The organism is Enterococcus sp. UD-01, from assembly GCF_044909655.1.
Lineage (GTDB): Bacteria > Bacillota > Bacilli > Lactobacillales > Enterococcaceae > Enterococcus_L.
On sequence record NZ_JBIYEU010000008.1, the window covers coordinates 56,926 to 81,641 of the forward strand.

Consider the following 24,716-nt stretch of genomic DNA (forward strand, 5'->3'; position numbering starts at 1 on the left):
GAGGTTGACACATAGTTAAAAGAAATTTAAAATAATTGAGTATGTTCTCGTAGCTCAGTAGGATAGAGCAATCGCCTCCTAAGCGATAGGTCGCTGGTTCGATTCCAGTCGGGAACGTAAAAAAAACTTTAAGTCGTTGGCTTAAAGTTTTTTTATTTTTGAAGTAGATCAACATGCAATTTCAGTAAGCTGTATTACTCAACTCTTCAAGTGGGATTTTTGGCTAGTTCAGTTGAACGAAAGCGTCTTAGGAATTTAAGGATTGTTTTTCTTGCTAATTCAATAAGTACGCACAGAAAAAATACAAGCAATGGCTCAGCTACTGCACGTAAGATAAATTGTGGCCAAGGATCTAAAAAGTGTTCTGCATTTTTAAAGGTTTGAACCCATAATGTATCTCGAACAATGGGATTATCATGAATTAGGAGCACTGCAAACATACATGACCCTAAAAGCTTTGCTAGAAGGCTCTGGATGTTCACCTTTAACAACAAGATAAAGAGGCAAACTGAAAAGACTAACGCAGTCAAGCTGTTTAATTCAGCTAGGAAATAATGTGAAAAATGCAAAGCAAAGGAATCGTTCAAGCTGTTTATCAGCTTTGGTCCCGCTATGATTAATGCAAATGAAAAAATGCCAAGAATAAGCAGCAATGCTGTATGTCTTTCTATTATTTGATCTTCGTATTCTTTGATTAAATAGCCGATCAGAACAAAAATGATCATTAAAAATAATTTATCCAGTGAAAAACTAGTACCATAATCTGTTACGTTTTTTAACACGGCAGACAGTCGAGCAGCACAAATAAAAAATATCAGTGAAGACAAGATTTTTTTATTATCAACGGCTGCTACAAATGTTTTAAGCATTGGTAGCAATAAATATAAAAAGAAAAAATACGTTGGAAACCAATAAAGGGATAGGGGGATTGGAAAAAGATAGCCCCATCCGTATTTACTTAATTGAATCTTACCTAAAAAAAGAAAAAGTAAGTAGATGGATAGTGAATAAAAAGTGACTAAACCCCACAACTTGCTTAATTTCTTAGGTTTCCACGTAGAATCTGTTAAAAAATAGCCAGTAATTAAAACAAACAAAATTACGCCAATTTTTCCGAAACTTCCGATAACTTCGATGAAATACTGCCTATTAGAATATACTTCAGAAAATACCCACTTGCTATGTACTGCATAATGATGAAAAACAATCATTAGCATACTGATAATCCTGATCAATTCAATATTAGAACGCCTCGCCAACATCTTCCCCTCAAACTCCTTTTGTAACATTTGTAACTATAATGTAACATACATTCAATAAAAAACAATAGATATTCAAATGTAATTAGAAACTTAAGGTTTTTTTAAGCAAGATAATGATTAAATAAAGCTTTTCATCTTGTTTTGTAATATTACGTTAATATTAAATACGCTGTTTGGATAGAATTAATTGCTCTAAAAGATTTTTTTTAAAATCGGTACAAAAGGAATATAAATATCAGAAAGAGCCGCTATATGTTGTTTTGGTATTAAAAAAAATCATTTTGTATGTTTTTGGTCATATTTTTAAAAAAATTATTTTCAAAATGATAATATTTTTGCATTTACTATTGTAAAGCAACTTGGGCATATTATATAATTATTGTGTTATTAAGAAAGGAAAGTGAGAAAATGAAAAAGGTTAGTTTATTTTTAGTTTTTGCATTTACAGCATTAACGTTAGGGACAACAGCTAATGCAGCAGAACAAATTTCTGTAACGCCGGAAGCTGGTTTTGGTGATGAAAGTGTTCTTCAAGACTCTGGAACGGAAGAAGCCGCTGCTACACCTTATGCTGCGTCGGCACCAACAGTTACGTATCGTACGCATATTCAAAAAATCGGTTGGCAAGGTTGGAAACAGAACGGGAAAGCTTCCGGAACCTCTGGGCAATCCAAGCGTTTAGAAGCAATTCAGCTGAAAGTTCAAAATTCACCTTATAAAGGCGACATTCAATATCGTACGCATATCCAAAATATTGGCTGGCAAAGTTGGAAAAAGAATGGACAGACTTCTGGAACCTCTGGGCAATCCAAACGTTTAGAAGCAATCCAAATTAAATTGACAGGTGAGCTTGGGAAAAAATATGATGTATTTTACCGTGTTCATGCGCAAAACTTCGGTTGGATGGGCTGGGAAAAAGGCGGACTGCCAGCTGGAACAGCTAAGTATGCTTATCGCCTAGAAGCTATTGAAGTAAAATTAGTACCTAAAAAGAATTACACAACTGTTAATTATTCATCGAAAGTTTCATTTAGAGAAAAGAAAACCTATGCAGGCGAATTAGATCCTAAAAAATTGGGTGTTCCAAATTCTTATCTAAAAAATGGACTAAAGTTATTTAAGGATACAAAATCATTAAAGAAATTTGTGGATGCAGAATTAAATGATCCATATCGTAAAACAATTTATGTTAAAACGTATCGGATTACCCAAGGGCTGAAAACGATTGGCTATTCAGCTGAATTATTTGGACCTTATTAATAAATAAAAAAACATACTAAAAGTAGTGGGCGAGACAAAACTAAAAAACAGTTTTGTCTCGCCCACTACTTACGAATAAACGGTGGCCAAAAGTCAGGTTCTGCGGCAATTTCATAAAATTCGATCAATATAAAAACATATCGTTCGTTTTTTGCTCCAATTGCTTGAACCTAAACGACATTTGGCTTAATCTCTTCTTTGCTAGTAATTTTTATTCTGAATCAATGCAGCTAGCTTTAACCAATCTTCTTGAATTGTTTTTTCAAGTGTTTGATTATAGAAAACAGCAGCTGGATGATACAAAGGAAATAAAGTAAAACGATTGGACGTTGCAATTAATTTTTGTTGGATAGAATCAAAATGAAGGATTGGTAAGTTCAAACTTTTCCCATGATACGCAGAAATAGTGTAGCTTTTTCCTAATAATCGCTGCAAACCGATATTGCCCATTGGAACCAAAATTTCAGGCTGAATCGTTTCGATCTCAAAGTCCAAAAGAGGCGCAAAAGCTGTTACTTCTTTTTGTGTAGGCGTTCGATTGGGATATTTTGTTTCGATGATTCCTGTTTTACTTTGGTACTTCTTTATGTGAAAAGGGCGACTACGAACAGCACTGGTAATATAGATATCTGAACGATTTAAGCCTGCGAGTTCCAGCCAGCCGTCTAGCTTTTTGCCTGCTCTACCGCTAAAGGGAATATTTGTGTCGACTTCCGTTTTGCCGGGCGCCTCACCGATTAACATTAGAACAGCATTTTTAGGCCCTTGACCAGATAAAAAGCCTTCTAATTGATGACCAGCTAATTCCTTCTCTACCTTTTTAACTAATTCTTTGGGATAGTTCAACTAAAACAGCTCCTTATACTTGACTTCACTTTATACTATTAGTATAGCCTAAAGTCCGTGTACTTAGAAACTATCACGTGCTGTAAAATAAAAAAGAAGAGTGGGCGGAACAAAACTGTTTTTTAGTTTTGTTCCGCCCACTACTTACGAATAACTAGTGATCAAAATTCCAGCCAACCTCTTTTAGAAGTACTAAGCCCAGTCACCGTTGCGGAAAATCGGTACGCGTGTTCCATCTTCACGAATGCCGTCAATGTTCATTTGATCAGAGCCGATCATAAAATCAACGTGTGTGTGACTGCGATTAAGTCCGGCCTCAATCAATTCTTCTTCGCTCATTTCCGTTCCGCCTTGTAAATTAAATGCATAAGCAGAACCGAAGGCTAAGTGATTTGACGCGTTTTCATCAAATAAAGTATTGTAAAAGGTGATGCCAGATTGAGAAATTGGTGAAGGATCAGGAACTAAAGCAACTTCTCCTAAACGGCGGGCACCCTCATCTGTTTCCAGCAATTTACCTAAGACTTCTTCTCCTTGTTCTGCAGAAAAATCAACGACTTTTCCATCCTTAAAGGTAAAGCGCATGCCTGAAATGGTTGTACCGGCATAGCTGAGTGGTTTTGTGCTTGCAACTGTACCGTCAACACGGCGGCTGTCAGGTGCTGTAAAAACTTCTTCTGTTGGCATGTTGGCCATGAATTTTTCCTTGCGGGCATTATCACTACCGGCGCCTTCCCACAAATGATTTTTTGGCAATCCAACAATCAGATCTGTGCCGGGCGCTGTATAATGTAAGGCACTGAACTGCTCTTTATTTAATTCTTCAGCTTTTGCAGCTAATTTTTCATCATGTGCTTGCCATGCTGCTACAGGATCGGATTCATAAATCCGTGTTGTTTTAAAAATTTGATCCCATAAAGCTTCTACTTGTTCCGTTTCCGGTAATTCAGGAAAGACTTTGGCTGCCCATTCTTTACCGGCAGCGGCAACAACTGTCCAACTGACTTTGTTCGCTTGAGTGGCTTTTCTTAAACTTGCCAAAGCCTTGCCAGAGGCGCTTTGAAAAGCGGCTACTCTATCAGCATCAACACCGGCTAAAGCATCAGGGTTGGCTGAAACCACACTAATGCGGCTGGCGCCTTTTTCCACCCAATCGTTTGTTTGATCCACTTTATATGGAGGAATATTGTTTAGATACTTTTCATCAGCATGCTGTAAAAATTCACGTTGGATAATATCATCATTCCATTGTACAATCACTTCGCCTGCGCCAAGCTTGTAGGCTTCTTGCGTAATATAGCGAGCTAATGGCGCTTGATCCACGCTGATCTGTAAGACCACGCTTTGACCTTTTTGCACGTTGATGCCTGTTTCCACAATTAAGCGTGCATATTTTTTTAATAACTCATCAAAATTTGGTAATGTCATAAAATAACCTCCTGATTTGTGCGGATATAATCGCTAATATCATAACACGTAAAGTCAATGAGCTCAAACGATCAAGCGGAGCTTTATGATTATTTAATTCACGTAAAAAGGAGAGAAAACAGCTATCTTATCCATTTGTTGATGAACGCAAAGAAGAGAGAGTAGTATTTTGCAGAAATATCAAATCGTGTTACAATAACTATAGTATTGATGTGGAAGCGTTGTTAAGGATAGGTAGAGGGGATTGAAGAATTATGGCAAGAAAAAAAACAATTACTAAAGATCAGATTTTAAATGCTGCATACGAAGTAGTGGCCACAGAAGGATTTTCGAAATTCACTGCAAGAAACATTGCAACCAAAATGAAATGCTCGACACAACCTATTTATTTAGAATTTAAAAACATGGATGATCTGAAAGAAGAATTATTTGAAAAAATCCATCAGTATTTAGCAACTGAAGTATTTCCTGTTGAACATACCGGCAACACCATCGTTGATTTAGCTTTAAATTATATTCACTTCGCCAATAATGAAAGTAAATTATATCGCGCGCTGTATTTGGAAGAATATGGCGGTGGTGAGCGGATGCAGCAGTTTTCTTATAATTACTTCACAAATGCTGTAAAAAAAGATCCGACCTATGCGGATTTAGATGACGCTAAAATTAATTCTCTTCACATGGGTACGTGGATTGTAGCGACAGGGATCGCTGCTTTAATGACATCCGGTATTATTCATCCGACTGATGAGCAGATTGAAGAGCTAATGCAAAATTCGATTGATCAAATTTCGAAGCAAGACAAGCCGATTGATATTGATAATTAGAAAAAAGACGGAACTGCGTTAATGAATAAGCTGTTCCGTCTTTGTCATTTTATTGAGCTGCTTCTACTAATTTTTTAGCAAAAGCTTCAAGATTTTGAATATCTTCTTCTTCAGCGGCTAAATCAACTTTAACGCTGTCCGCACCTTTTGAAGCACCGATTTTTGCAAAAGCAGCCTCAAAGTCATCAACCGATTTACAAAAATCATCATAGAAGGTATCACCGGAACCACAAACTCCGTAAATTTTTCCGGATAAATCAATTTCTTGTAATTCTTCATAAAAATCAACGATTTCATCAGGCAATTCGCCGTCTCCGTATGTATACGTGGCAACGATGCAGATATCAGCATCTTCGAAGTCTTCAGGATCAACTTGAGTGCATTCATTCATTTCAACGTCAACATCTAAATTTTCAAGAGCTTCCGCTACGATATCTGCGATTTCTTCTGTATTTCCAGTCATGCTTGCATAAACAATCTTAGCTAAGGTCATTGGATTTCCTCCTTCAAATAATTCAATCTTGATTATATCAGAAGTATAAAAGGAATGTAAATTGCAAAATCAAGGTTTCTCTTGAAAACTAGCGAATGAAAAAAAGAAAAATGAGCAGTTTTTCTCTGGATTTTTTCATTCCTATCTTATAAATAAAAGGAATTTGCCTTTTGCGGCTACTTTTCAGTGTAATTTTCATAAATTATGATAAAATACTCTTAGTATTAAGATTAGGAGACGATAATGAAATGATTACCTTAAAATCACCGAGAGAAATTGAAATGATGGATGAGTCCGGCGCTTTGTTGGCAGAGGTTCACCGTCAATTAAGAAGCTTTATTAAACCTGGGATTACCAGCTGGGACATAGAAGTTTTTGTGAGAAATTTTATTGAAAGTCATGGTGGAATCGCTGCGCAAATTGGCTTTGAAGATTATAAGTACGCTACTTGCTGCAGTATTAATGATGAAATTTGTCACGGGTTTCCACGTAAAAAGCCGTTAAAAGACGGCGATTTAATCAAAGTGGATATGTGTATTGATTTAAAAGGCGGCATCTCAGATTCTTGTTGGTCATATGTAGTAGGGCAATCCACTCCTGAATTGGATCATTTAATGGAAGTGACAAGAAAAGCTTTATATCTAGGGATTGAACAGGCGAAAGTCGGTAATCGCATTGGCGACATCGGTCATGCCATTCAAACTTATGTTGAAAGTGAAAACTTGTCAGTGGTTCGCGATTTTGTTGGTCATGGTGTGGGTCCTACGATTCACGAAAGTCCGTTAATTCCTCATTATGGGGAAGCCGGTAAAGGGCTGCGTTTAAAAGAAGGCATGGTCATTACCATTGAGCCGATGGTTAATACAGGAACCTGGCGCATGAAAATGGATCCGAACGGCTGGACGGCGTATACTTTGGACGGTGGTCTTAGCTGTCAATTTGAACATACGTTGGCGGTAACGAAAGAAGGGCCGAAAATTTTGACCTCTCAAGGGGAAGAATTAACCTATTAAACTGTAAAAATGCACAGTAATAATGAACTTAATTAGAGGAGAATTTTATGAAACTGGTGGACAAGGTGAAAAACAATGAAAGTCTGATGCGTTTTATCGAAACCACGCAGCGGCGAATGGTTGATTCAGAAATTGGCAATACCTCAGTGGTGGTTGCGTATTATTTGCTCTTGTCCTTATTCCCTCTATTGATAGCGGTAGGAAATATCCTGCCGTATTTACATATTGATCCCAATGCGGTGTTGCCCTATATTGCTGAAGCGATTCCTAAATCTATCTTTAATGATTTGAAATCTGCAATTCAGTCGCTTTTGACCCAAAGATCCGGCGGTTTGCTCTCTATCTCAGCGTTGGCCGCTTTGTGGAGTGCCAGTCAAAGTATTAATGCACTGCAGATCGCGATGAATAAGGCTTTTGGTGTAGAGCAGCGGAAAAACTTCATTATAGTTCGGTTAATGTCTTTGTTTGTTATTGTGCTACTGTTAACCGCAGTCGTCGGGGTTGTCGGAGTTTTAGGTCTGGGGAAAACGATTTTGGATCTTTTACAACCAATTTTGCATTTTTCCACGGATTTTATTGACACCTTCCAAGCCTTAAAATGGCCGCTGACTTCACTGGTTCTTTTGGTTATTATGTGTTTAATTTATCGGGTGGTGCCGAATGCGAGACTGAATTTTCGTTCGATTATTCCAGGGGCAATTTTTGCAACGGCAGGTTGGATGCTATTGTCGCAAGCTTTTGGGTTATACATTAAGTATTTCAGTTCTAAAATTGCCAGCTATCAGATTATTGGAAGCTTTATTGTGTTGATGCTGTGGCTGAATTTTGCTGCTACTATTATTATTTTAGGCGGTATTATTAATGCAGTTGTGAAGGAATATTTTTCTCACGAAAAAATCGAGCATCGTTACGGTGTTCTCAATCGCTTGATGGATAAAATAAAAGAAAAATTTAAAAAATGATTTCCTGCTGAAAAGAACTAGGGAGAATGAAGTCAATTGGACTTGCTCTTTCTACCTCTGCATAAGGCAGGAATTTCGTCTGTTTAACAAGGCTGTTTCATAGGTGGAAACACCTGTTCCAACTTGTAAAAGTAGGATGATTCGGTATAATATACCTTGTGTATTAAGAAAGTAGGTTCCGCTATGTCGATGTTTATTTATGAAATTGTTATTCGTCTTTTCTTGACGTTTATTTTATCGTTGATTGTAACACCGATTATCAAGTTGCTGGCGTTTAGAATTGGCGCTTTTGATGCTCCGGGGGAACGAAGAATTAATGTTAAAAATATGCCGACAGCCGGCGGTTTAGGTATTTATTTTGTTTTTGCTTTTTCCTGTTTAGTCTTATTTCAGTCCATTATACCGAGAGCGTATATTTTACCGATTCTTTTAGGAGCGGGAATTGTAGTTGCTACAGGTTTATTAGATGATATTTATGAGCTTTCGCCGAAAAAAAAGACGGTAGGCATTTTACTGGGTGCTTTAGTGATTTACTTTGTGGCTAAGATTCGCATCGATGCAGTCACTTTGCCTCTTTTAGGTCATATTGATTTGCGCTGGGCAAGTTTGCCGTTGACGTTATTCTGGATTTTAGCAATTACTAATGCGGTCAATTTAATTGACGGCTTGGACGGTTTGGCTTCTGGAGTATCGATTATAAGCTTGGCAACGATTGGTGTGATTGGGTATTTTTTCCTGCACGCTAAAACAGTTTTTATCCCGATCGTCATTTTTATACTGGTTGCCAGTATTGCTGGTTTTTTTCCGTATAATTTTTATCCTGCAAAAATATTTTTAGGAGATACCGGTGCCTTGTTTTTGGGCTTTATGATTGCAGTATTATCCTTACAAGGGTTGAAAAACGCAACGTTTATTACAGTAGTTACACCGATGATCATTTTAGGTGTGCCGATCACAGATACGGTATACGCAATTATTCGTAGGGTAATGAACAAGAAACCAATTTCATCCGCTGATAAAATGCACTTGCATCATCGCTTGTTATCGTTAGGTTTTACGCATAAGGGTGCAGTAATGACGATTTATGGCTTAGCATTAGTGTTTTCTTTTGTGGCGTTGTTAATTAGCTATGCCAGCAATGTTGGCTCAATTCTGTTGATTGTATTTAGTGCGATTGGCTTAGAGTTGTTTATTGAAATGATTGGTTTGGTTGGTGAGGATCATCAGCCGTTGATGTATATTTTGCGTATGTTCGGCAATCGAGAATTCCGCCATCAGCAATTAGAAAAACGTTTAGGGAAACATTCTAAAAAAAAGTAAATTCCTAATAGAAAGATATAGAGCGCTTAGAGAGTATGTTATAATTTGTTCAACAGAAATGAACACGAATGAACACGTATTTTAAAATGAGTTTCACTTAAGCACAAGAAGTTTCGGTGCTATTTAGGATGAGGGGAGATTCATCCGGTTGTAAACGAGGTGTAAAAAGACACGTGAACGAAAGAATAACGATATCCATTGTTACTCATAATAGCCGTCATATTTTTGATGTGCTCGATCATTTAAAAAAAGAGTTGGGAGCAAATTCAAATTATGACATCCATCTATTTGATAATGCCTCAAAAGAAGAGTATTTAAAAAGGTTGGAAGACTATAGTTCACTGATCACCCTTCATCGCTCTTCTGAAAATAAAGGATTCGGCTATGGGCATAACCAAGTTTTTGAACAATCTACTTCAAAATACGGCATCATTTTTAATCCGGATATTACGGTTGAAAAAAAAGATTTGGATCAAATGCTTCAGCGTTTAAAGGAAGAACAGGTCGCAGCGGTTTGTCCTAAAGTATTGAATCCGGATGGCACGACTCAATATTTAGTACGGCGCAAGCTGGATGTTTTTGACTATATGCTGCGGTTTATTCCTTTTCAGTTTGTCAAAAAACTGTTTGATAAACGGCTCAGTTATTTTGAATGTCGGGATTTGCCGGATGATCAGACTTCTTTTATTAAGATGGGCTCGGGCTGTTTTATGATGATTGATATAGAGAAGTTTCGTGAAGTCGGTGGTTTTGATGAACGCTACTTTATGTATTTTGAAGATAATGATCTTTGCTTAAGCTTTGGCAAAAAGGGCTACAAGATTTTATATACGCCTTTTGAAACGGTGATTCACCTCTATGAAAAAGGGGCTCATAAGAATCAAAAGTTATTTAAAATCTTTTTACAATCTATGGCGAAGTTCTTTAATAAGTGGGGCTGGAGGTTTTTCTAGTGATGAATAAGCTGGTGATTACGATTGTCTTATATCAAACCAAGTTCTCGCAAAGTGCCAGCTATCAGCTGTTGAAAGAGCGACTTCAACAACAGCAGCTTTTTTTGCTGGTCTATGATAATAGTCTTACTGCTCAAAAGGATGAGCTATTTGATTTACCGAATGTTTATTATCACCATGATCCAACAAATTCTGGTTTGGCTAAGGCTTACAATACTGGTCTGCAGTTGTTAAAAGAACAGGCGGCAAGTTTGCTGCTGTTGTTGGATCAAGATACGGCTCTTTCAGCTGCCTATTTAGATACAATAATAGAAGAACCGCTGAATCAAGAGATTGGCTCCTATGTTCCGCTAATTTATTCAGGAGAACGGCAAATTTCGCCAGTTTTTTCAGATCAATATGTTGGCCGAGCTTCTGCATTACCTGTCGCTGGTGTTTACAAAGAAAGACTAATGGCAATTAATTCGGGAACTGTTTTGACAAAAGAGGCTTTAATAAAACTGGGTTCTTTTAACGTAGATTTTCCCTTGGATTTTTTAGATCACTGGCTTTTTTTTGCCCTATATCAAATGGGGATCAAAGTGAAGGTGCTGCCAGAGCGCTTGACCCATGATTTATCTGTCTTGGATTATGAAAAGGTATCGATAAAACGGTATGAATCTATTATTCAGGCAGAAACGTTGTTTTATCAAGAGTATGATCGAGAAAAACTCAGCGCTCACAAAAGACAGCTTTTTTTACGAACAATTAAACAATTCTTACGTGTGAGAAACCGCAGCATCTGGCGGCGCACTTGGTCAGAATATCGACTACTAATGAAAGGACGCTAAATGATTTCAGTTTGTATTGCGACATTTAATGGAGAGAAATATTTAAAAGAACAGCTGGATAGTATCCTGCCTCAGATTGGTGCCGATGATGAGCTGATTATCTCAGATGATGGTTCGACAGATGGGACAGTATCAATTATTGCTGACTACGCAGCTAACGATACGCGCATCAAGTTCTTTGAAGGACCCGGGCGGGGAGTGATTGCCAATTTTGAATTTGCAATTACGCAGGCAGCAGGAGACTTGATTTTTTTGGCCGATCAGGATGATGTCTGGCTTCCTGAAAAAGTAGCTACAATGCTGGCCTATTTTGCTGCACATCCGACAATTGATTTAGTCGTCAGTGATTTAGTCATTGTGGATGAACAGCTGGAAGTTATTGAGCCTTCTTATTTTAATTATCGTAACGTAAAGCTGGGCTTTTTACACAATATTGTGAAAAATAAATATATTGGCGCCGGTATGGCGTTTCGCAGTCATTTAAAAGAAAAAATTCTGCCGATTCCTGCCAAAGTACCGATGCATGATATGTGGCTGGGGCTGATTGCGGCTTATAAAAAGAAAAGTGCATTAGTCGCGCAGCCGCTTACTTTGTACCGCCGACATGGCGGCAATGCAAGTGAAATTCAGACGAAAGCGTCTTTTTGGCAGCAGCTGAAATGGCGATGTGATTTAAGCTATGTTTTGTTTAAACGCTTGTTTTTGAAGCTGTAGGGCGCTGCTATTTTACAGTTTTGTAAAATATTCTCAAAATGAATGACAACGATTAGTAATAATGCAATAATAACATTTAGTAACGTTAGTTAATGTAATGTAAAATAAATGACGATTGAAGGAGTTTTTCCATGAAAGGGATTATTTTAGCCGGCGGTAGCGGAACTAGACTATACCCGTTAACAAAGGCCACCTCAAAACAGCTAATGCCGATTTATGACAAGCCGATGATTTATTATCCAATGTCTACATTGATGTTGGCTGGAATTACAGAAATCTTGATTATTTCTACGCCGGAAGACACGCCGCGTTTTGAAAGCTTGTTTGGCTGCGGCGATGATTTAGGAATTCATATTGAATATGCGGTGCAGGAAAGTCCGGACGGCTTGGCGCAGGCATTTATTATTGGCGAAGAGTTTATCGGAGACGATAGTGTTTGCTTGGTACTTGGCGATAATATTTATTATGGCGGCGGCTTATCCAAACTATTGCAGCGGGCGGCGTCTAAAGATCAGGGAGCGACTGTTTTTGGCTATCACGTAAATGATCCGGAACGTTTTGGTGTGGTTGAATTTGATCACGACATGCAGGCTCTTTCAATTGAAGAAAAACCTGAACAGCCTAAATCTAATTATGCAGTAACAGGTCTTTATTTCTATGATAATGATGTAGTTGACATCGCTAAAAATATTCAACCTTCTGCACGTGGCGAACTTGAAATCACTGATGTGAACAAGGTCTATTTGGAAAGAAATAAATTATCCGTAGAAGTAATGGGACGTGGTTTTGCTTGGCTAGACACTGGAACCCATGAATCGCTTTTAGAAGCCTCTACATTTATTGAAACCATTGAAAAACGCCAAAACCTAAAAGTGGCATGTTTAGAAGAAATTGCTTATCGCATGGGCTATATCACTAAAGAACAGCTGGTTGAACTGGCACAGCCGTTGAAGAAAAATGGTTATGGACAATACTTATTAAGATTAGCAGAAGCAGAGTAGGAGCGAAGAGATAATGAAAGTAATTGATACAAAGCTGCAGGATGTAAAAATCATCGAAATGGACGTTTTTGGCGACCACCGTGGTTTTTTTACAGAAAGCTATTCTAAAGAAAAATTTGCCGCACAGGGCTTAGATTTTGATTTTGTTCAAGACAATCACTCTCTCTCAAGCGAAGCCGGCGTGGTGAGAGGCCTGCATTTCCAAAAAGGCGAAGCTGCTCAAACAAAGCTGATTCGTGTAGTGACTGGTGCGGTTTTGGATGTAATTGTTGATATTCGTAAAGGCAGCCCAACCTATGGACAATGGGAAGGCTATATTTTGTCTGAACATAATCATCGTCAACTATTGGTGCCAAAAGGCTATGCGCATGGTTTTGTGACATTGACGCCGAACGTTAATTTTATGTATAAATGCGATAATTACTATAATGCGGCGGCTGACGGCGGTATTGCTTTCGATGATCCGGATTTGGCAATTGACTGGCCGATTAGTATCGACAAGGCGATTACTTCTGAAAAGGACAGAAAGCATCCGACATTAAAGGAATTTGAAGCTGAAAATCCATTTGTTTATGGAGAAATTTAGTGCAATTTAGAGGAGACTATTAAGATGAAAAACATCATTGTAACGGGTGGAGCCGGGTTTATCGGTTCAAATTTTGTTCATTATGTGGTGAACAATCATCCAGAAGTTCATGTGACTGTATTAGACAAACTAACTTATGCAGGAAATAAAAAAAATCTTGAAGGCCTGCCCAAAGATCGCGTTGAATTGGTCGTTGGTGACATCGCAGACGCTGAATTGGTCGAACGGTTAGTGAAAGAAACCGATGCTGTCGTACATTACGCGGCTGAATCTCATAACGATAATTCACTAAACGATCCTTTTCCGTTTGTCCAAACCAACATTATCGGCACGTATACTTTAATTGAAGCTTGCCGCAAACATGATGTTCGTTATCACCATGTATCAACGGATGAAGTTTATGGCGATTTACCGTTGCGTGAAGATTTGCCTGGACATGGAGAAGGTGCCGGTGAGAAATTTACAGCAGAAACGCCTTACAATCCGTCAAGTCCGTATTCTTCCACCAAAGCAGGCTCAGACTTGCTGGTAAAAGCTTGGGGACGTTCATTCGGCTTGAAAGCAACAATTTCCAATTGCTCAAACAACTATGGCCCTTATCAGCATATTGAGAAATTTATTCCGCGCCAAATCACTAATATTTTGAGCGGCATTACACCTAAGCTGTATGGCGCAGGTAAAAATGTGCGTGACTGGATTCATACCAATGATCATTCTTCTGCAGTTTGGGCTATTTTAACCAAAGGCCGCATTGGTGAAACCTACTTGATCGGTGCTGATGGCGAAGAGGATAACAAAACAGTAATGGAACTGATTTTAGAATTAATGGGACAGCCCAAAGATGCTTATGAGCATGTCAATGACCGTCCGGGACATGACTTGCGTTACGCGATTGATTCAACGAAGCTCCGGGAAGAATTAGGCTGGACACCTGAGTTTACAAATTTCCGCGATGGCTTAGCGGATACGATTCAATGGTATACAGACAACCAAGAGTGGTGGGCAGCAGATAAAGAAGCTGTTGAAGCGAACTATGCCAAAAATGGTCAATAACCAATAGTCAATCAATAGCATACAGCTGATAAAAAATCAGTTCGGGTAAAATTAATGGCTTTTGAAAAGATAAGAGAAGTAGACGCTTTATTTCGAAAGCAAGACTTTATTCTTACTGTTTATTCAGATACCGTGTGACTGGGATATGACTCGCAGAGTTATGTCCCAGTCACTTTAAATGCGAGTAGCTGAAAAAGAAGAACTGATTCATTAAAGGAGGAAACAGAGATGATACTTTTAACTGGCGGAAATGGTCAGCTTGGAACAGAGTTACGTCATTTGCTTGATGAGCAGGGCTTAAAATATGTTTCGACAGATTCAAATGATATGGATATTACGGACGCGGAACAAACAATGAAATTTATTACAGAGCTAAAGCCTGAAATCATTTATCATTGTGCAGCCTATACGGCAGTAGACAAAGCGGAAGATGAAGGCAAGGAATTAAATGAAAAAATCAACGTTGACGGGACAAAAAATGTAGCGTTAGCAGCAAAAGCAGTGGATGCTACCTTAATTTATATCAGTACCGATTATGTATTTGATGGTACCAAAAAGGATGAGCTTTACAAAGTAGATGATCAAACAAATGCGCAAAATGAATACGGTCGGACTAAGTTATTGGGCGAGCAGGTTGTTCAAGAAATTTTAGAGAAGTATTACATTATCCGTACATCATGGGTATTTGGACAATATGGGCATAATTTTGTCTTTACGATGCAGCGTTTAGCGCAAACGCACAAGCAAATTACGGTAGTGGATGATCAATTTGGCCGTCCGACCTGGACAAGAACCTTAGCAGAATTTATGACATTTGTAGTGAAAGAAAAAGCGCCGTTTGGTGTGTATCATTTATCGAACGAAAACAGCTGCAGCTGGTATCAGTTTGCCAAAGAAATCTTAAAAGATACAGATGTCGAAGTTTTACCGGTGGACTCCAGTCAATATCCGCAAAAAGCGACGCGTCCCAAATATTCTGTCATGGATCTATCCAAAGCAGAAGCATTAGGCTTTACCATCCCAACTTGGGAACAAGCCTTAGAACAATTATTAGTACAAGTTGCCAAAGAACAAAAGTAACACTTGCTACGACTGAGGTACCGTTTTGATAACGATATCTCAGTCAGCACATAAAAAGACCAAATTAGTTGCAGCATTGTATTTGTAAAAATCAAACAAAGAAAGTAGAGGAGAATTATTTTGCGCGTTCTTTTAATTATCCCGGCTTATAATGAAGAAGCAAACATTTTAAATACAATCACCTCTATAGAAACGTATAAAAAACAGCATGATTCTGGAGCATATGTTATTGATTATGTTGTGATTAATGACGGTTCAGTGGATCAAACGGCCAAAATTTTGCAGGAGCAGCAAATCAATGCGGTTCATTTAGTCGTTAATTTGGGGATTGGCGGAGCGGTTCAGACCGGCTATCGCTATGCCAAGGAAAACGGCTACGATATTGCGGTTCAGTTTGATGGCGACGGACAACACGATATACATAGTTTGGATGCGGTGGTACAACCTATTCTCAAACAACAAGCCGCTTTTGTCATTGGTTCCAGATTTTTACCTAATGAAAAAGCCGCTTTTCAAACGACTTTTATGCGCCGGGTAGGGATAAAAATATTATCATTTCTGACCTATTTATCAACAGGCGTTAAGGTTTACGATGTTACTTCCGGCTATCGCGCCTGCAATCATGAAATTCTTGCTTATTTTGCAGAAAAATATCCGACAAGCTATCCTGAGCCGGAATCGACTGTTCATCTATTAAAGCAGAAATTTAAGATTAAAGAAGTAGCCGTAAATATGATGGAGCGTGCCGGTGGTCAGTCTTCTATTCGTGCCTTTACTTCAGTAAAATACATGTTTGAAGTCAGCATAGCAATTTTAGTGGCAAGCTTTATGCGGGAGGGAAATAAATGAGCGGAATTTTAAGAATAGAGATGCTGTTGTTTTCTCTGATTTTTTTGGGGTATATTGTTCGTTCGATCAACAAGAACGTTTTTCTGCTTAAAAACGCTATTCGCTGGTTAATTATTGCTGTCGGACTGGTCATCGTGGCGGTTTTTCCAAATTTACCGGAATGGCTGGGGCACAAACTTGGCTTTGAAACGACTTCAAACTTTTTATTGATTGCAGCCATATTTGTCTTGTTATTTATAGAAATTAAAAATTCGGCCTTATTATCCAAGCAGCAAAATCAAATCAAATTACTGATTCAAGAAATTTCAATATTGAAAAATAAAAAGGAGAAAGAATAATGCTATTGTTTTTATTATATGTTGTTTTGTCTACTTCCGGTTTGATTTTAGTCAAGCTTGGTTCACAGGCAACAGCCATTCATTTTACCAATGCTGTTTTTTCTTTTTCCATGTCACTTACCTCGATTATCGGTTTTGTCTGCTATTTGTTTAGCTTCGTACTGTGGATGGTCATCGTAAGTAAATCAGAGGTTTCCTATATCGTGCCCTTGGGCGTTGCTTGTACCAATATTGCTGTTTTATTGGGATCTAAGCTGATTTTGCAGGAACAGGTATCGCTGGGCACGGTGATTGGTACGGGCGTGATTATTTTAGGGATTGTGATTATTCAGTTAGCGAAATAAGTAAAGCGGTCCTGTCCTATGCAGCAGAATATTAAGAAAATACTTACATAACTTGAAAAAAAAGCGCATATTCTTTAAACTAGTAATGTTATGCAAGAAGATGTTTGTAGTCTAATGGCTGACGATGCGTTATGCGGCCACCATTTAAGTAATGGAAACAAGAAAGGAAAGAGTCAATGATACGATCTACACTATCTATTTTTAAAAATATAGTTGAAAATAGAAAACTGTTATTGCAGTTTTCATTTAATGATTTTAAAGCAAAATATGCAGGTTCTGCACTGGGGATTGTGTGGGCGTTTATTACTCCTCTTGTGACCGTTTTGACCTACTGGTTTGTCTTTTCGCAAATCCGCTCTGCTGATTCAAGTCTAACCTATCCGTTTATCGTTTATTTGGTTACTGGGTTGATTCCATGGTTCTTTTTCTCTGATTCTCTAATTTCTGCTACAAGTGTTTTTCGAGAATACAGCTATTTAGTTAAAAAAGTTGTTTTTAATGTGCAAATTCTGCCAACATCTAAGATTTTGTCAAGTTTATATACACATCTTTTCTTTATCGTAATTGGCTTTGTAGTGACTTCTGCAAGTGGCGTATGGCCTACGTTAAAAGCACTACAATTGATCTATTATTTATTCTGTCTGATTGTTTTCTTAACTGGCTTAACGTGGATCACTGCATCAACGCAGCCTTTTTTACCGGATATCATGCAGTTTATTAATGTTGCAATGCAAACAATTATGTGGACATTACCAGTTATTTGGGTACCTAGTGCCAGAATTATGCAGATTTTAAAAATCAATCCGCTGTACTACATTGTTCAAGGCTATCGGGATTCCTTCACAAACGGAGCTTGGTTCTGGGAGCATTGGCGCTATGGCTTATACTTTTGGGTCTTTACAGGTATTCTGTTATTAATCGGTACAGGCGTTTTCAAACGCTTAAAACCACATTTTTCAGATGTATTATAAAAACGAGTGCACTGTCGGTCGGCTGTGGCTGGACACGGACAAGGAGAGTAAACAATGTCAGAGTATGCAATTGATATAAAGAATATTACCAAAACATATAACATGTACAAAAAGCCTTCGGATCGTTTTAAAGAAGCGCTAAATCCCTTAAAGAAAAACTATCATGACCTATTTTATGCATTAAAAGATGTAACTCTACAAATTAAAAAAGGTGAAATGATTGGATTTGTCGGTGAAAATGGTTCAGGAAAATCAACAATTTTAAAAATTATTACTGGGGTCTTAACTCCTACTTCCGGTACCATGACCATTGACGGAAAAATTTCTGCTTTACTGGAATTAGGCTCCGGCTTTAATCCTGAATATTCCGGCTATGAAAATATCTTTTTAAACGGTATGGTGCTGGGCTTTTCCAGAGAGGAAATGCAGGAACGAGTTCAAGATGTGATTGATTTTGCTGATATTGGCGATCATCTGTATCAGCCAGTAAAAACTTATTCGAGCGGGATGTTTGTCCGTCTAGCATTTGCGGTGGCGATCAACGTTGATCCGGATATATTGATCGTTGATGAAGCGTTGGCGGTCGGTGATTTGGAATTCCAATTAAAATGTATGGAAAAATTCACTGAAATTAAAAATTCCGGCAAAACTATCTTGTTTGTTTCCCATGACGTCAATTCCATTCGTCGCTTCTGTGATCGAACATTTTGGCTGAAAAACGGTGAAGTTGTTGAAGCGGGCGATACGATGGATGTCACGACAAACTACGAAAACTTTTTAAAGAAGAAATCAATCAAAACAGTCGACCGTGAAAAAACAATCAAAAATGAAGAAACTGTACCGGATATTATTGAAGTAGAAAAAGCTACTTTGTTGAACTATGCCTTAGAGCCGCTGGAAATGGTTAATCAGGATGAAAAGGTTATTCTGAAACTGGAATATACTGTAAAAAACGATACAATCAAATCACCCGTTTGCGGTGTGGCTATTCGAACAGTGGACAATAATTATGTCTGCGGACTCAATACCTTGTTGGATCAAGTGGAAATTCCTTGGAAAAAGGGCAAGAACGTCTTTTATTTGGAATATGGAAAAATGTCACTGTTAACCGGTGAATATTATTTTGATATTGCGTTCTTTGAAGAGCACGCTACGGTACCTTTAGTGTATAAAACGAAATACCTGAACATGTTTATTACTGGTCGCTATGCAGGCGAAGGCATTGTCATTTTAGATCATGAATGGAAGGATACTATTAAAGATGAAGTATGATTTTGAAATGGAAGTCGATGAAAGTACCAGTGTGGGAAAAATCGTCGCTCAAATCAAGGAAAATAGTCGGGTTTTAGAATTTGGACCTGGAAACGGCCGAATGACAAAATATTTGATGGAAGAAAAGAATTGTACCGTAGCTATTGTTGAATTGGACAAGGAATTGTACGATCATGTAAGTGAATTTTCAACCGATGCTTTTTACGGTAATATTGACGAAGAAGCCTGGACTAATTATTTTGCCGGACAAACCTTTGACTATATTGTCTTTGCAGATGTATTGGAGCATTTAATGGATCCTGAAAGTGCCTTAAAAAAAGTAAAGCCATTTTTAAGCGAAGCAGGACAGATTTTAATTACCTTTCCAAATATCGCACACAATTCTGTCTTAATTGAATTATTTAACAATAAGCTGGATTGGCGTGAAACCGGCTTGCTGGATGCAACCCACAAATCCTTCTTTGTTCAAAGCGGCTTTGAAAAAGTTTTTGACAGAGTCGGTTTATTTATCGCGAAAGAAGATTTTACGATCAATCAGGTCGGCTATAATGAACTTGAAGCAACGTATGAAGACTTGCCGGTGGAAGCACGTGCCGCGTTTAAAGCACGTCCATTTGGGGAAGTCTATCAGTATTTTTATGCGTTGACGACTAGCCCGGTTGCAAATCCTGTTCGGGTTGTTCCTGAAAATTCCAGCTATGTTAAAAATATTCATTTTTTATACGACTGTGGTGAAGAAGATCAAAAAGAATTTGATGTTCAATTAAATACAGTCACCGGTGAAAATAAGACGTTTACTCTGGATATTCCACAAAACATCCAAATGCTGAAAATTTTCCCAAGCATGACCGGTGTCGTGCTTGACCTAAGTGTAGAGCTTGATGGAACACTGTTAAGAGCAAGTGCATCAAATGCTGTATATAATCAGAAAAAACATTATTTTTTCTCTGACAAGCAAGTACCGGTGATAGAATTTAACGATAAAAAAATGGCTGGCAAAACCTTGACTGTAACTGCTGATTATCAGTATGAAGGCGAATTTTCAGAAATTGTTCATGAGCTGATTGACTATGCAGTTGAAAAGCGGGATTTCGCCAATGCCTTAAACAATAAAAAATCGATGGTGCGTGGCAAGCAAATGACAAAATACAAAAAAGTATCGATCAATAAATTTGATTCCTATATTTCACTGAATATTGACGATATCGTTCGTCATGTAGAAGAGCAAAAAACGGTGATTCGCGGCTGGGCTTATTCTCGAGAAGACAAGCTGCCAGTGACCTTCGATGTGACTGCAGAAGGAGACATTGATTATACCACTGCCAAAGAATATCGACGTGATGTCATTGACATGTTTGAATTAAAGGGCGACCAAGATTACGGCTTTGTCATCGAAGTTAGCGATCCAGGTGATTTGCCAGCATATACGCTGAATGTAGCGGCGCATAATGGTCGAAAATTACAATATCGTTTAGAAAAACCAAATATGGTTCAACCTGGCGGAAAATTTCAGCGAGCGTGGCGTTCTGTACAAACGCGCGGACTTGTCGGCTCTATGAAATGGTATTTCAAACGACAAGAACAACAGGAAACACCAGTAGATGCTACAGCGATTTTAGCTGACATTGAAACCTTCACCTTTAAGCCGAAAATCTCTGTTGCTGTGCCGGTTTATAATGTAGAAGAAAAGTGGCTGGATGCCTGCGTGACTTCCTTACAAAACCAGTATTATGAAAACTGGGAGCTTTGTCTAGCAGATGATGCTTCGCCAAGCGCCTATATTAAACCGCTGCTGAAAAAATATGCAGATGCAGATGATCGCATCAAAGTGATTTATCGTGAGGAAAATGGTCATATTTCTGAAGCAACCAATTCTGCCTTAAGTATTGCTACAGGTGAATATATCGGCTTTATGGACAATGACGATGAGTTGGCGCCACAGGCTTTATATGAAGTTGTTAAGGCGTTGAATGAGGATCAGACGATTGATTTTATTTATACCGATGAAGATAAAGTAACAGAAAGCGGCAAGCGATTTAACGCTTTTTATAAATCAAAATGGAATCCAGAGCTGATTTTAAATCACAATTACATCACTCACTTTGTTGTGGTGAAACGTTCCGTGCTGGAAAAAACTGGCGGCTTAAAAACGGAGTTCAATGGTGCACAGGATTACGATTTTGTTTTACGGGCGACGGAAAATGCTGAAAATATCGCGCATATTCCCGGCATGATGTATCATTGGCGGGCGATCGAATCCTCGACAGCCTTAAACCCTGAAAGCAAAGGCTATGCCTATGTAGCGGGTCAAAAAGCACTACAGGCAGCAATGGATCGTCGTGGGATTAAAGCGAACGTTGAAATTGCAGAGTTTTATGGTTCTTATAAAATAAATTATATCTATGACGTGGTGCCGAAAGTTTCATTGATTATTACAGATGGTGCGGCGGATATCAACGACTACTTGAAAAAAATTCTGGAAAAAACAATTTATGAGAATTATGAAATTGTTTTACCAACGTCATTGAAAACGGATGTTCAGTTAACAACCAATAAGCTTGTATTCAGTGATGGCACAACGAGAGATGCTATGATTAAAGCCGCTGCAGGTGAATATATCGTTCTTTTAGAAGCAGGATTAGTGCCAACAAAGAGCAATTGGTTAATGGAAATGCTGAACATGGCACAACAACCTCAATCAGGTATTGTGACTGGTCGAATTGTGGATTATCGCTACCGCATTGAAAATGTAGGTATGTCTGTAGATACAGAGAAGAAAAGAGTATTATATCCAGAAGAAGGAACACCGGGTAAGAGCTTGGGCTATTATTATCGAATTGCGTTGCCAAGAAATATTCAGGCTGCTTCTGAAAGATGTATGGCGTTTAGAAAAGCAGATTATCTGGCTGTAGCTGGACTGGATGAGGGGCTAGGCAGCGATTTGATGGGAACTGATTTATCACTGCAGTTTGCAAATAAATTAAATAAAACTATCATTTACTGTTCATATGCTGTTTTCAAATCAGAAGAAAAAAATAAAAATACTGCTAAAAAGGGTAATTTTAAAGAACTGATGAATCGCTGGACAGAGCAGGAATTAAAAGATGCTTACAAGAATCCAAAGCATTTATAAAAGTAGACCTTTAAGTATAAGGAGAACAAACAATGAGCGATGAGATCAAGATCATTATTGATAGTATCTATCGAGAGAAAGAAACCAACAACTTAACAATTACTGGCTGGGCTTTGGCAATTGCTGCCAAGTCCAGTCCAGAAATTTTGGTCAACAATCAAGAGCAGGTAGCTTCTTACGAAATCAAACGTGTGCTTAGAGAAGATGTTAACCAAATCTACGAAACTGAACCAGCTGTTATGGCCGGCTTTGAAATCAAATTGGTTGGTTTATTGAAAAAAGATCAGCTGGAACTTCGTTTTATTTCAGAGGATAGTCATACAGAACAGTCTGAGTGGATTAATTTAGGCAAAAAGCATCCCTTGGTTCCCGGAACGGAAGACAAATTATCTCGCTTGATGATTAACGTACATAAAGGGATTAGCTATCTAAAACGAAATGGCATTAAAGGAACGATTCAGCGCGTTAAAATCGAAAAAATTCGCAGACAGTCTTCTTATCCAAGTTGGCTGGAGCGTAATGAACAATTTGATTTTGAACAGATTAAAGCGGAAATTGCTGCTTTTGACTATCGGCCTAAAATTTCGATTGCTATGCCAGTTTATAATGTAGAAGAAAAATGGCTGCGCCGCTGCATTGATTCGATCTTGATTCAGGATTATCCTAATTGGGAGCTTTGTATGGCGGATGATGCTTCTACTGATCCCAAGGTAAAAGAGCTTTTAGAAGAATACCAACAATTAGATGAACGAATCAAAGTTGTCTATCGAAAGGTTAACGGTCATATTAGTGAAGCCACTAATTCTGCGCTGGCATTAGCCACTGGAGAATTTGTCGCTTTGCTGGATAATGATGATGAGCTGCCGAGAATTGCTTTTTATGAAGTTGTAAAAGCATTAAATGAAAATCCTGAGCTAGATTTACTTTACAGTGATGAGGATAAGATTGATATGGACGGCAATCGTTCAGATCCTTCGTTTAAGCCGGACTGGTCTCCTGATTTATTGTTGGGAACCAACTATATTTCTCATTTAGGTGTTTACAGAAAAACGATTTTAGAAGAAATCGGCGGTTTTAGAAAAGGCTATGAAGGTTCTCAGGACTATGATTTGGTGCTTCGTTTTACTGAGAAAACGACGGCAGAAAGAATAAAGCATATTCCTAAAGTTTTATATCATTGGCGCATGCTGCCAACCTCAACGGCAGTCGATCAATCCTCTAAAGGCTATGCTTTTGAAGCTGGGTTGAAAGCTGTGCAGGATGCTCTTGTGCGCCGCGGCATCAAAGGCTATGCCACACATGGTCGGGCGAATGGGTTATACGATGTGTACTATGAGGTCGAGAAGGAAGAATTAGTCTCCATTATTATCCCAACCAAAAATGGCTACAAGGATATTCAGCGCTGTGTGTCATCGATCCTCGAAAAAACTACTTATCAAAATTACGAGATTATCATTGCGGATAATGGCAGCACGGACGAAAAAATGCAGGAATTATATGCTTCTTATCAAGAACAATTAAACGACCGTTTTCGTGTCTTAACGATTGATATTCCTTTTAATTTTTCCAAAATTAATAATATTGCTGCAAAGAGCGCACAGGGGAAATATTTGTTGTTTTTAAACAACGATACAGAAGTCATCAACGGCGACTGGCTAAAGCTAATGGTTTCTTTTGGTCAACAGGAACGTATTGGCTGTGTCGGAGCGAAGCTTTTATATCCAAATAATACGATTCAGCATGCTGGTGTAATTTTAGGACTGGGCGGTGTTGCAGGACATGGTCATTATGGCTATCCCCATGGAGATTTGGGCTATTTTGGTAAATTGGCATTAAATGTGGATTATTTGGCAGTAACTGCGGCTTGTCTTTTGATGAAAAAAGCTGATTTTGAGGCTGTTTCAGGTTTTGACGAAGAGTTTACAGTGGCTTTTAATGATGTTGATTTATGCTTAAAGGTTAAAGCACTAGGCCGGGACAATGTCTGGCTTCATGAAGCTGAGCTTTATCATTTTGAATCACAAACTAGAGGCTATGATGATAAAGGGAAAAAGAAAAAACGGTTTGAAAAAGAAAAAGCAATGATGGAAAATAAATGGGCCAGCTTGATCGCCGATGATCCATTTTACAACCCTAATCTCACGAGAGACATACCAAATTTTTCGTACCGGGATTAAGTAT

Annotated in this window: 23 protein-coding genes and 1 tRNA gene; 20 read left to right on the forward strand and 4 right to left on the reverse strand. The window is 38.3% G+C overall.

Features of this window, described 5'->3' with window-relative positions; translation table 11 throughout:
- Positions 1 to 43 precede the first annotated feature (43 nt).
- Positions 44 to 117: transfer RNA gene (locus tag ABH902_RS08740), tRNA-Arg, on the forward strand.
- Positions 118 to 206: 89 nt separating this feature from the next.
- On the opposite strand, the gene ABH902_RS08745 is transcribed toward ABH902_RS08740, so the two are convergent.
- Positions 207 to 1,289, reverse strand: coding sequence for an acyltransferase (locus ABH902_RS08745; protein WP_404590331.1), 1,083 nt, complete (start codon positions 1,287 to 1,289; stop codon positions 207 to 209).
- 381 nt (positions 1,290 to 1,670) lie between these two features.
- Here ABH902_RS08745 and ABH902_RS08750 point away from each other — a divergent pair, with 381 nt between their 5' ends.
- Positions 1,671 to 2,522 (forward strand): hypothetical protein, encoded by an 852-nt coding sequence (locus ABH902_RS08750; RefSeq protein ID WP_404590332.1) that lies wholly within the window; start codon positions 1,671 to 1,673, stop codon positions 2,520 to 2,522.
- Between the two features lie 201 nt (positions 2,523 to 2,723).
- Here ABH902_RS08750 and ABH902_RS08755 read toward each other — a convergent pair whose 3' ends face one another.
- Together ABH902_RS08755 and ABH902_RS08760 are read right to left on the reverse strand one after the other, a co-directional pair.
- Positions 2,724 to 3,368: a uracil-DNA glycosylase gene (locus ABH902_RS08755; protein WP_404590333.1), complete on the reverse strand. Its 645-nt coding sequence runs from the start codon at positions 3,366 to 3,368 to the stop codon at positions 2,724 to 2,726.
- A 192-nt stretch (positions 3,369 to 3,560) separates the two neighbouring features.
- Entirely contained in the window at positions 3,561 to 4,796 is a 1,236-nt protein-coding gene (locus tag ABH902_RS08760) for an aminopeptidase (RefSeq protein WP_404590334.1), read from the reverse strand.
- Positions 4,797 to 5,050: 254 nt separating this feature from the next.
- On the opposite strand from ABH902_RS08760, the gene ABH902_RS08765 reads away from it, so the two are divergent.
- The gene (locus ABH902_RS08765; RefSeq protein ID WP_404590335.1) at positions 5,051 to 5,623 is read left to right on the forward strand and encodes a TetR/AcrR family transcriptional regulator; all 573 of its coding nucleotides are present in this window, start codon (positions 5,051 to 5,053) and stop codon (positions 5,621 to 5,623) included.
- A 49-nt stretch (positions 5,624 to 5,672) separates the two neighbouring features.
- On the opposite strand, the gene ABH902_RS08770 is transcribed toward ABH902_RS08765, so the two are convergent.
- Entirely contained in the window at positions 5,673 to 6,116 is a 444-nt protein-coding gene (locus tag ABH902_RS08770) for a flavodoxin (RefSeq protein WP_404590336.1), read from the reverse strand.
- Positions 6,117 to 6,364: 248 nt separating this feature from the next.
- On the opposite strand from ABH902_RS08770, the gene map reads away from it, so the two are divergent.
- The 17 genes from map to ABH902_RS08855 all read left to right on the forward strand — a co-directional run bounded on the left by map (position 6,365) and on the right by ABH902_RS08855 (position 24,712).
- Positions 6,365 to 7,129, forward strand: a complete 765-nt coding sequence (gene map, locus ABH902_RS08775) for a type I methionyl aminopeptidase (protein WP_404590337.1) — start codon at positions 6,365 to 6,367, stop codon at positions 7,127 to 7,129.
- Between the two features lie 47 nt (positions 7,130 to 7,176).
- Positions 7,177 to 8,091 (forward strand): YihY/virulence factor BrkB family protein, encoded by a 915-nt coding sequence (locus ABH902_RS08780; RefSeq protein ID WP_404590338.1) that lies wholly within the window; start codon positions 7,177 to 7,179, stop codon positions 8,089 to 8,091.
- Positions 8,092 to 8,274: 183 nt separating this feature from the next.
- On the forward strand, positions 8,275 to 9,411 hold the full coding sequence (locus ABH902_RS08785; protein WP_404590339.1) for a glycosyltransferase family 4 protein: 1,137 nt from the start codon (positions 8,275 to 8,277) through the stop codon (positions 9,409 to 9,411).
- A gap of 173 nt (positions 9,412 to 9,584) precedes the next feature.
- Positions 9,585 to 10,364, forward strand: coding sequence for a glycosyltransferase family 2 protein (locus tag ABH902_RS08790; RefSeq protein ID WP_404590340.1), 780 nt, complete (start codon positions 9,585 to 9,587; stop codon positions 10,362 to 10,364).
- Entirely contained in the window at positions 10,364 to 11,194 is an 831-nt protein-coding gene (locus ABH902_RS08795) for a glycosyl transferase family 2 (protein ID WP_404590341.1), read from the forward strand. The genes ABH902_RS08790 and ABH902_RS08795 overlap by 1 nt, the downstream gene beginning before the upstream one ends.
- Positions 11,195 to 11,908, forward strand: a complete 714-nt coding sequence (locus ABH902_RS08800; RefSeq protein ID WP_404590342.1) for a glycosyltransferase family 2 protein — start codon at positions 11,195 to 11,197, stop codon at positions 11,906 to 11,908. It begins immediately after the preceding gene.
- 131 nt (positions 11,909 to 12,039) lie between these two features.
- On the forward strand, positions 12,040 to 12,909 hold the full coding sequence (gene rfbA, locus ABH902_RS08805) for a glucose-1-phosphate thymidylyltransferase RfbA (RefSeq protein WP_404590343.1): 870 nt from the start codon (positions 12,040 to 12,042) through the stop codon (positions 12,907 to 12,909).
- A 13-nt stretch (positions 12,910 to 12,922) separates the two neighbouring features.
- Positions 12,923 to 13,495: a dTDP-4-dehydrorhamnose 3,5-epimerase gene (gene rfbC / locus ABH902_RS08810; RefSeq protein ID WP_404590344.1), complete on the forward strand. Its 573-nt coding sequence runs from the start codon at positions 12,923 to 12,925 to the stop codon at positions 13,493 to 13,495.
- Positions 13,496 to 13,519: 24 nt separating this feature from the next.
- Positions 13,520 to 14,548, forward strand: coding sequence for a dTDP-glucose 4,6-dehydratase (gene rfbB, locus ABH902_RS08815; RefSeq protein ID WP_404590345.1), 1,029 nt, complete (start codon positions 13,520 to 13,522; stop codon positions 14,546 to 14,548).
- 228 nt (positions 14,549 to 14,776) lie between these two features.
- Complete coding sequence (gene rfbD, locus ABH902_RS08820; protein ID WP_404590346.1) at positions 14,777 to 15,628, forward strand: dTDP-4-dehydrorhamnose reductase; 852 nt, start codon at positions 14,777 to 14,779, stop codon at positions 15,626 to 15,628.
- Between the two features lie 120 nt (positions 15,629 to 15,748).
- Complete coding sequence (locus ABH902_RS08825; RefSeq protein ID WP_404590347.1) at positions 15,749 to 16,477, forward strand: glycosyltransferase family 2 protein; 729 nt, start codon at positions 15,749 to 15,751, stop codon at positions 16,475 to 16,477.
- Positions 16,474 to 16,815 carry a DUF2304 domain-containing protein gene (locus tag ABH902_RS08830; protein ID WP_404590348.1) on the forward strand — a complete coding sequence of 114 codons (342 nt, stop codon included), beginning with the start codon at positions 16,474 to 16,476 and terminating at the stop codon, positions 16,813 to 16,815. Before ABH902_RS08825 ends, ABH902_RS08830 begins: the two co-directional genes overlap by 4 nt.
- The gene (locus ABH902_RS08835; protein ID WP_404590349.1) at positions 16,815 to 17,159 is read left to right on the forward strand and encodes a hypothetical protein; all 345 of its coding nucleotides are present in this window, start codon (positions 16,815 to 16,817) and stop codon (positions 17,157 to 17,159) included. The genes ABH902_RS08830 and ABH902_RS08835 overlap by 1 nt, the downstream gene beginning before the upstream one ends.
- A gap of 176 nt (positions 17,160 to 17,335) precedes the next feature.
- Positions 17,336 to 18,130 (forward strand): ABC transporter permease, encoded by a 795-nt coding sequence (locus ABH902_RS08840; protein ID WP_404590350.1) that lies wholly within the window; start codon positions 17,336 to 17,338, stop codon positions 18,128 to 18,130.
- 54 nt (positions 18,131 to 18,184) lie between these two features.
- Positions 18,185 to 19,402 carry an ABC transporter ATP-binding protein gene (locus ABH902_RS08845; RefSeq protein WP_404590351.1) on the forward strand — a complete coding sequence of 406 codons (1,218 nt, stop codon included), beginning with the start codon at positions 18,185 to 18,187 and terminating at the stop codon, positions 19,400 to 19,402.
- Positions 19,392 to 22,535: a glycosyltransferase gene (locus ABH902_RS08850; protein WP_404590352.1), complete on the forward strand. Its 3,144-nt coding sequence runs from the start codon at positions 19,392 to 19,394 to the stop codon at positions 22,533 to 22,535. The genes ABH902_RS08845 and ABH902_RS08850 overlap by 11 nt, the downstream gene beginning before the upstream one ends.
- A 32-nt stretch (positions 22,536 to 22,567) precedes the next feature.
- Positions 22,568 to 24,712, forward strand: a complete 2,145-nt coding sequence (locus tag ABH902_RS08855; protein ID WP_404590353.1) for a glycosyltransferase family 2 protein — start codon at positions 22,568 to 22,570, stop codon at positions 24,710 to 24,712.
- Positions 24,713 to 24,716: the final 4 nt, after the last annotated feature.

Excerpts from the sequence above, each read along its gene's own strand:
- map (WP_404590337.1), top strand. The coding sequence starts at position 6,365 with ATGATTACCTTAAAATCACCGAGAGAAATTGAAATGATGGATGAGTCC.
- ABH902_RS08800 (WP_404590342.1), top strand. The coding sequence starts at position 11,195 with ATGATTTCAGTTTGTATTGCGACATTTAATGGAGAGAAATATTTAAAA.
- rfbA (WP_404590343.1), top strand. The coding sequence starts at position 12,040 with ATGAAAGGGATTATTTTAGCCGGCGGTAGCGGAACTAGACTATACCCG.
- ABH902_RS08855 (WP_404590353.1), top strand. The coding sequence starts at position 22,568 with ATGAGCGATGAGATCAAGATCATTATTGATAGTATCTATCGAGAGAAA.
- ABH902_RS08835 (WP_404590349.1), top strand. The coding sequence starts at position 16,815 with ATGCTATTGTTTTTATTATATGTTGTTTTGTCTACTTCCGGTTTGATT.
- rfbB (WP_404590345.1), top strand. The coding sequence starts at position 13,520 with ATGAAAAACATCATTGTAACGGGTGGAGCCGGGTTTATCGGTTCAAAT.
- ABH902_RS08750 (WP_404590332.1), top strand. The coding sequence starts at position 1,671 with ATGAAAAAGGTTAGTTTATTTTTAGTTTTTGCATTTACAGCATTAACG.
- ABH902_RS08765 (WP_404590335.1), top strand. The coding sequence starts at position 5,051 with ATGGCAAGAAAAAAAACAATTACTAAAGATCAGATTTTAAATGCTGCA.
- ABH902_RS08850 (WP_404590352.1), top strand. The coding sequence starts at position 19,392 with ATGAAGTATGATTTTGAAATGGAAGTCGATGAAAGTACCAGTGTGGGA.
- ABH902_RS08760 (WP_404590334.1), bottom strand. The coding sequence starts at position 4,796 with ATGACATTACCAAATTTTGATGAGTTATTAAAAAAATATGCACGCTTA.
- ABH902_RS08770 (WP_404590336.1), bottom strand. The coding sequence starts at position 6,116 with ATGACCTTAGCTAAGATTGTTTATGCAAGCATGACTGGAAATACAGAA.
- ABH902_RS08840 (WP_404590350.1), top strand. The coding sequence starts at position 17,336 with ATGATACGATCTACACTATCTATTTTTAAAAATATAGTTGAAAATAGA.
- ABH902_RS08830 (WP_404590348.1), top strand. The coding sequence starts at position 16,474 with ATGAGCGGAATTTTAAGAATAGAGATGCTGTTGTTTTCTCTGATTTTT.
- ABH902_RS08780 (WP_404590338.1), top strand. The coding sequence starts at position 7,177 with ATGAAACTGGTGGACAAGGTGAAAAACAATGAAAGTCTGATGCGTTTT.
- ABH902_RS08845 (WP_404590351.1), top strand. The coding sequence starts at position 18,185 with ATGTCAGAGTATGCAATTGATATAAAGAATATTACCAAAACATATAAC.
- ABH902_RS08785 (WP_404590339.1), top strand. The coding sequence starts at position 8,275 with ATGTCGATGTTTATTTATGAAATTGTTATTCGTCTTTTCTTGACGTTT.
- rfbC (WP_404590344.1), top strand. The coding sequence starts at position 12,923 with ATGAAAGTAATTGATACAAAGCTGCAGGATGTAAAAATCATCGAAATG.
- rfbD (WP_404590346.1), top strand. The coding sequence starts at position 14,777 with ATGATACTTTTAACTGGCGGAAATGGTCAGCTTGGAACAGAGTTACGT.
- ABH902_RS08745 (WP_404590331.1), bottom strand. The coding sequence starts at position 1,289 with ATGTTACAAAAGGAGTTTGAGGGGAAGATGTTGGCGAGGCGTTCTAAT.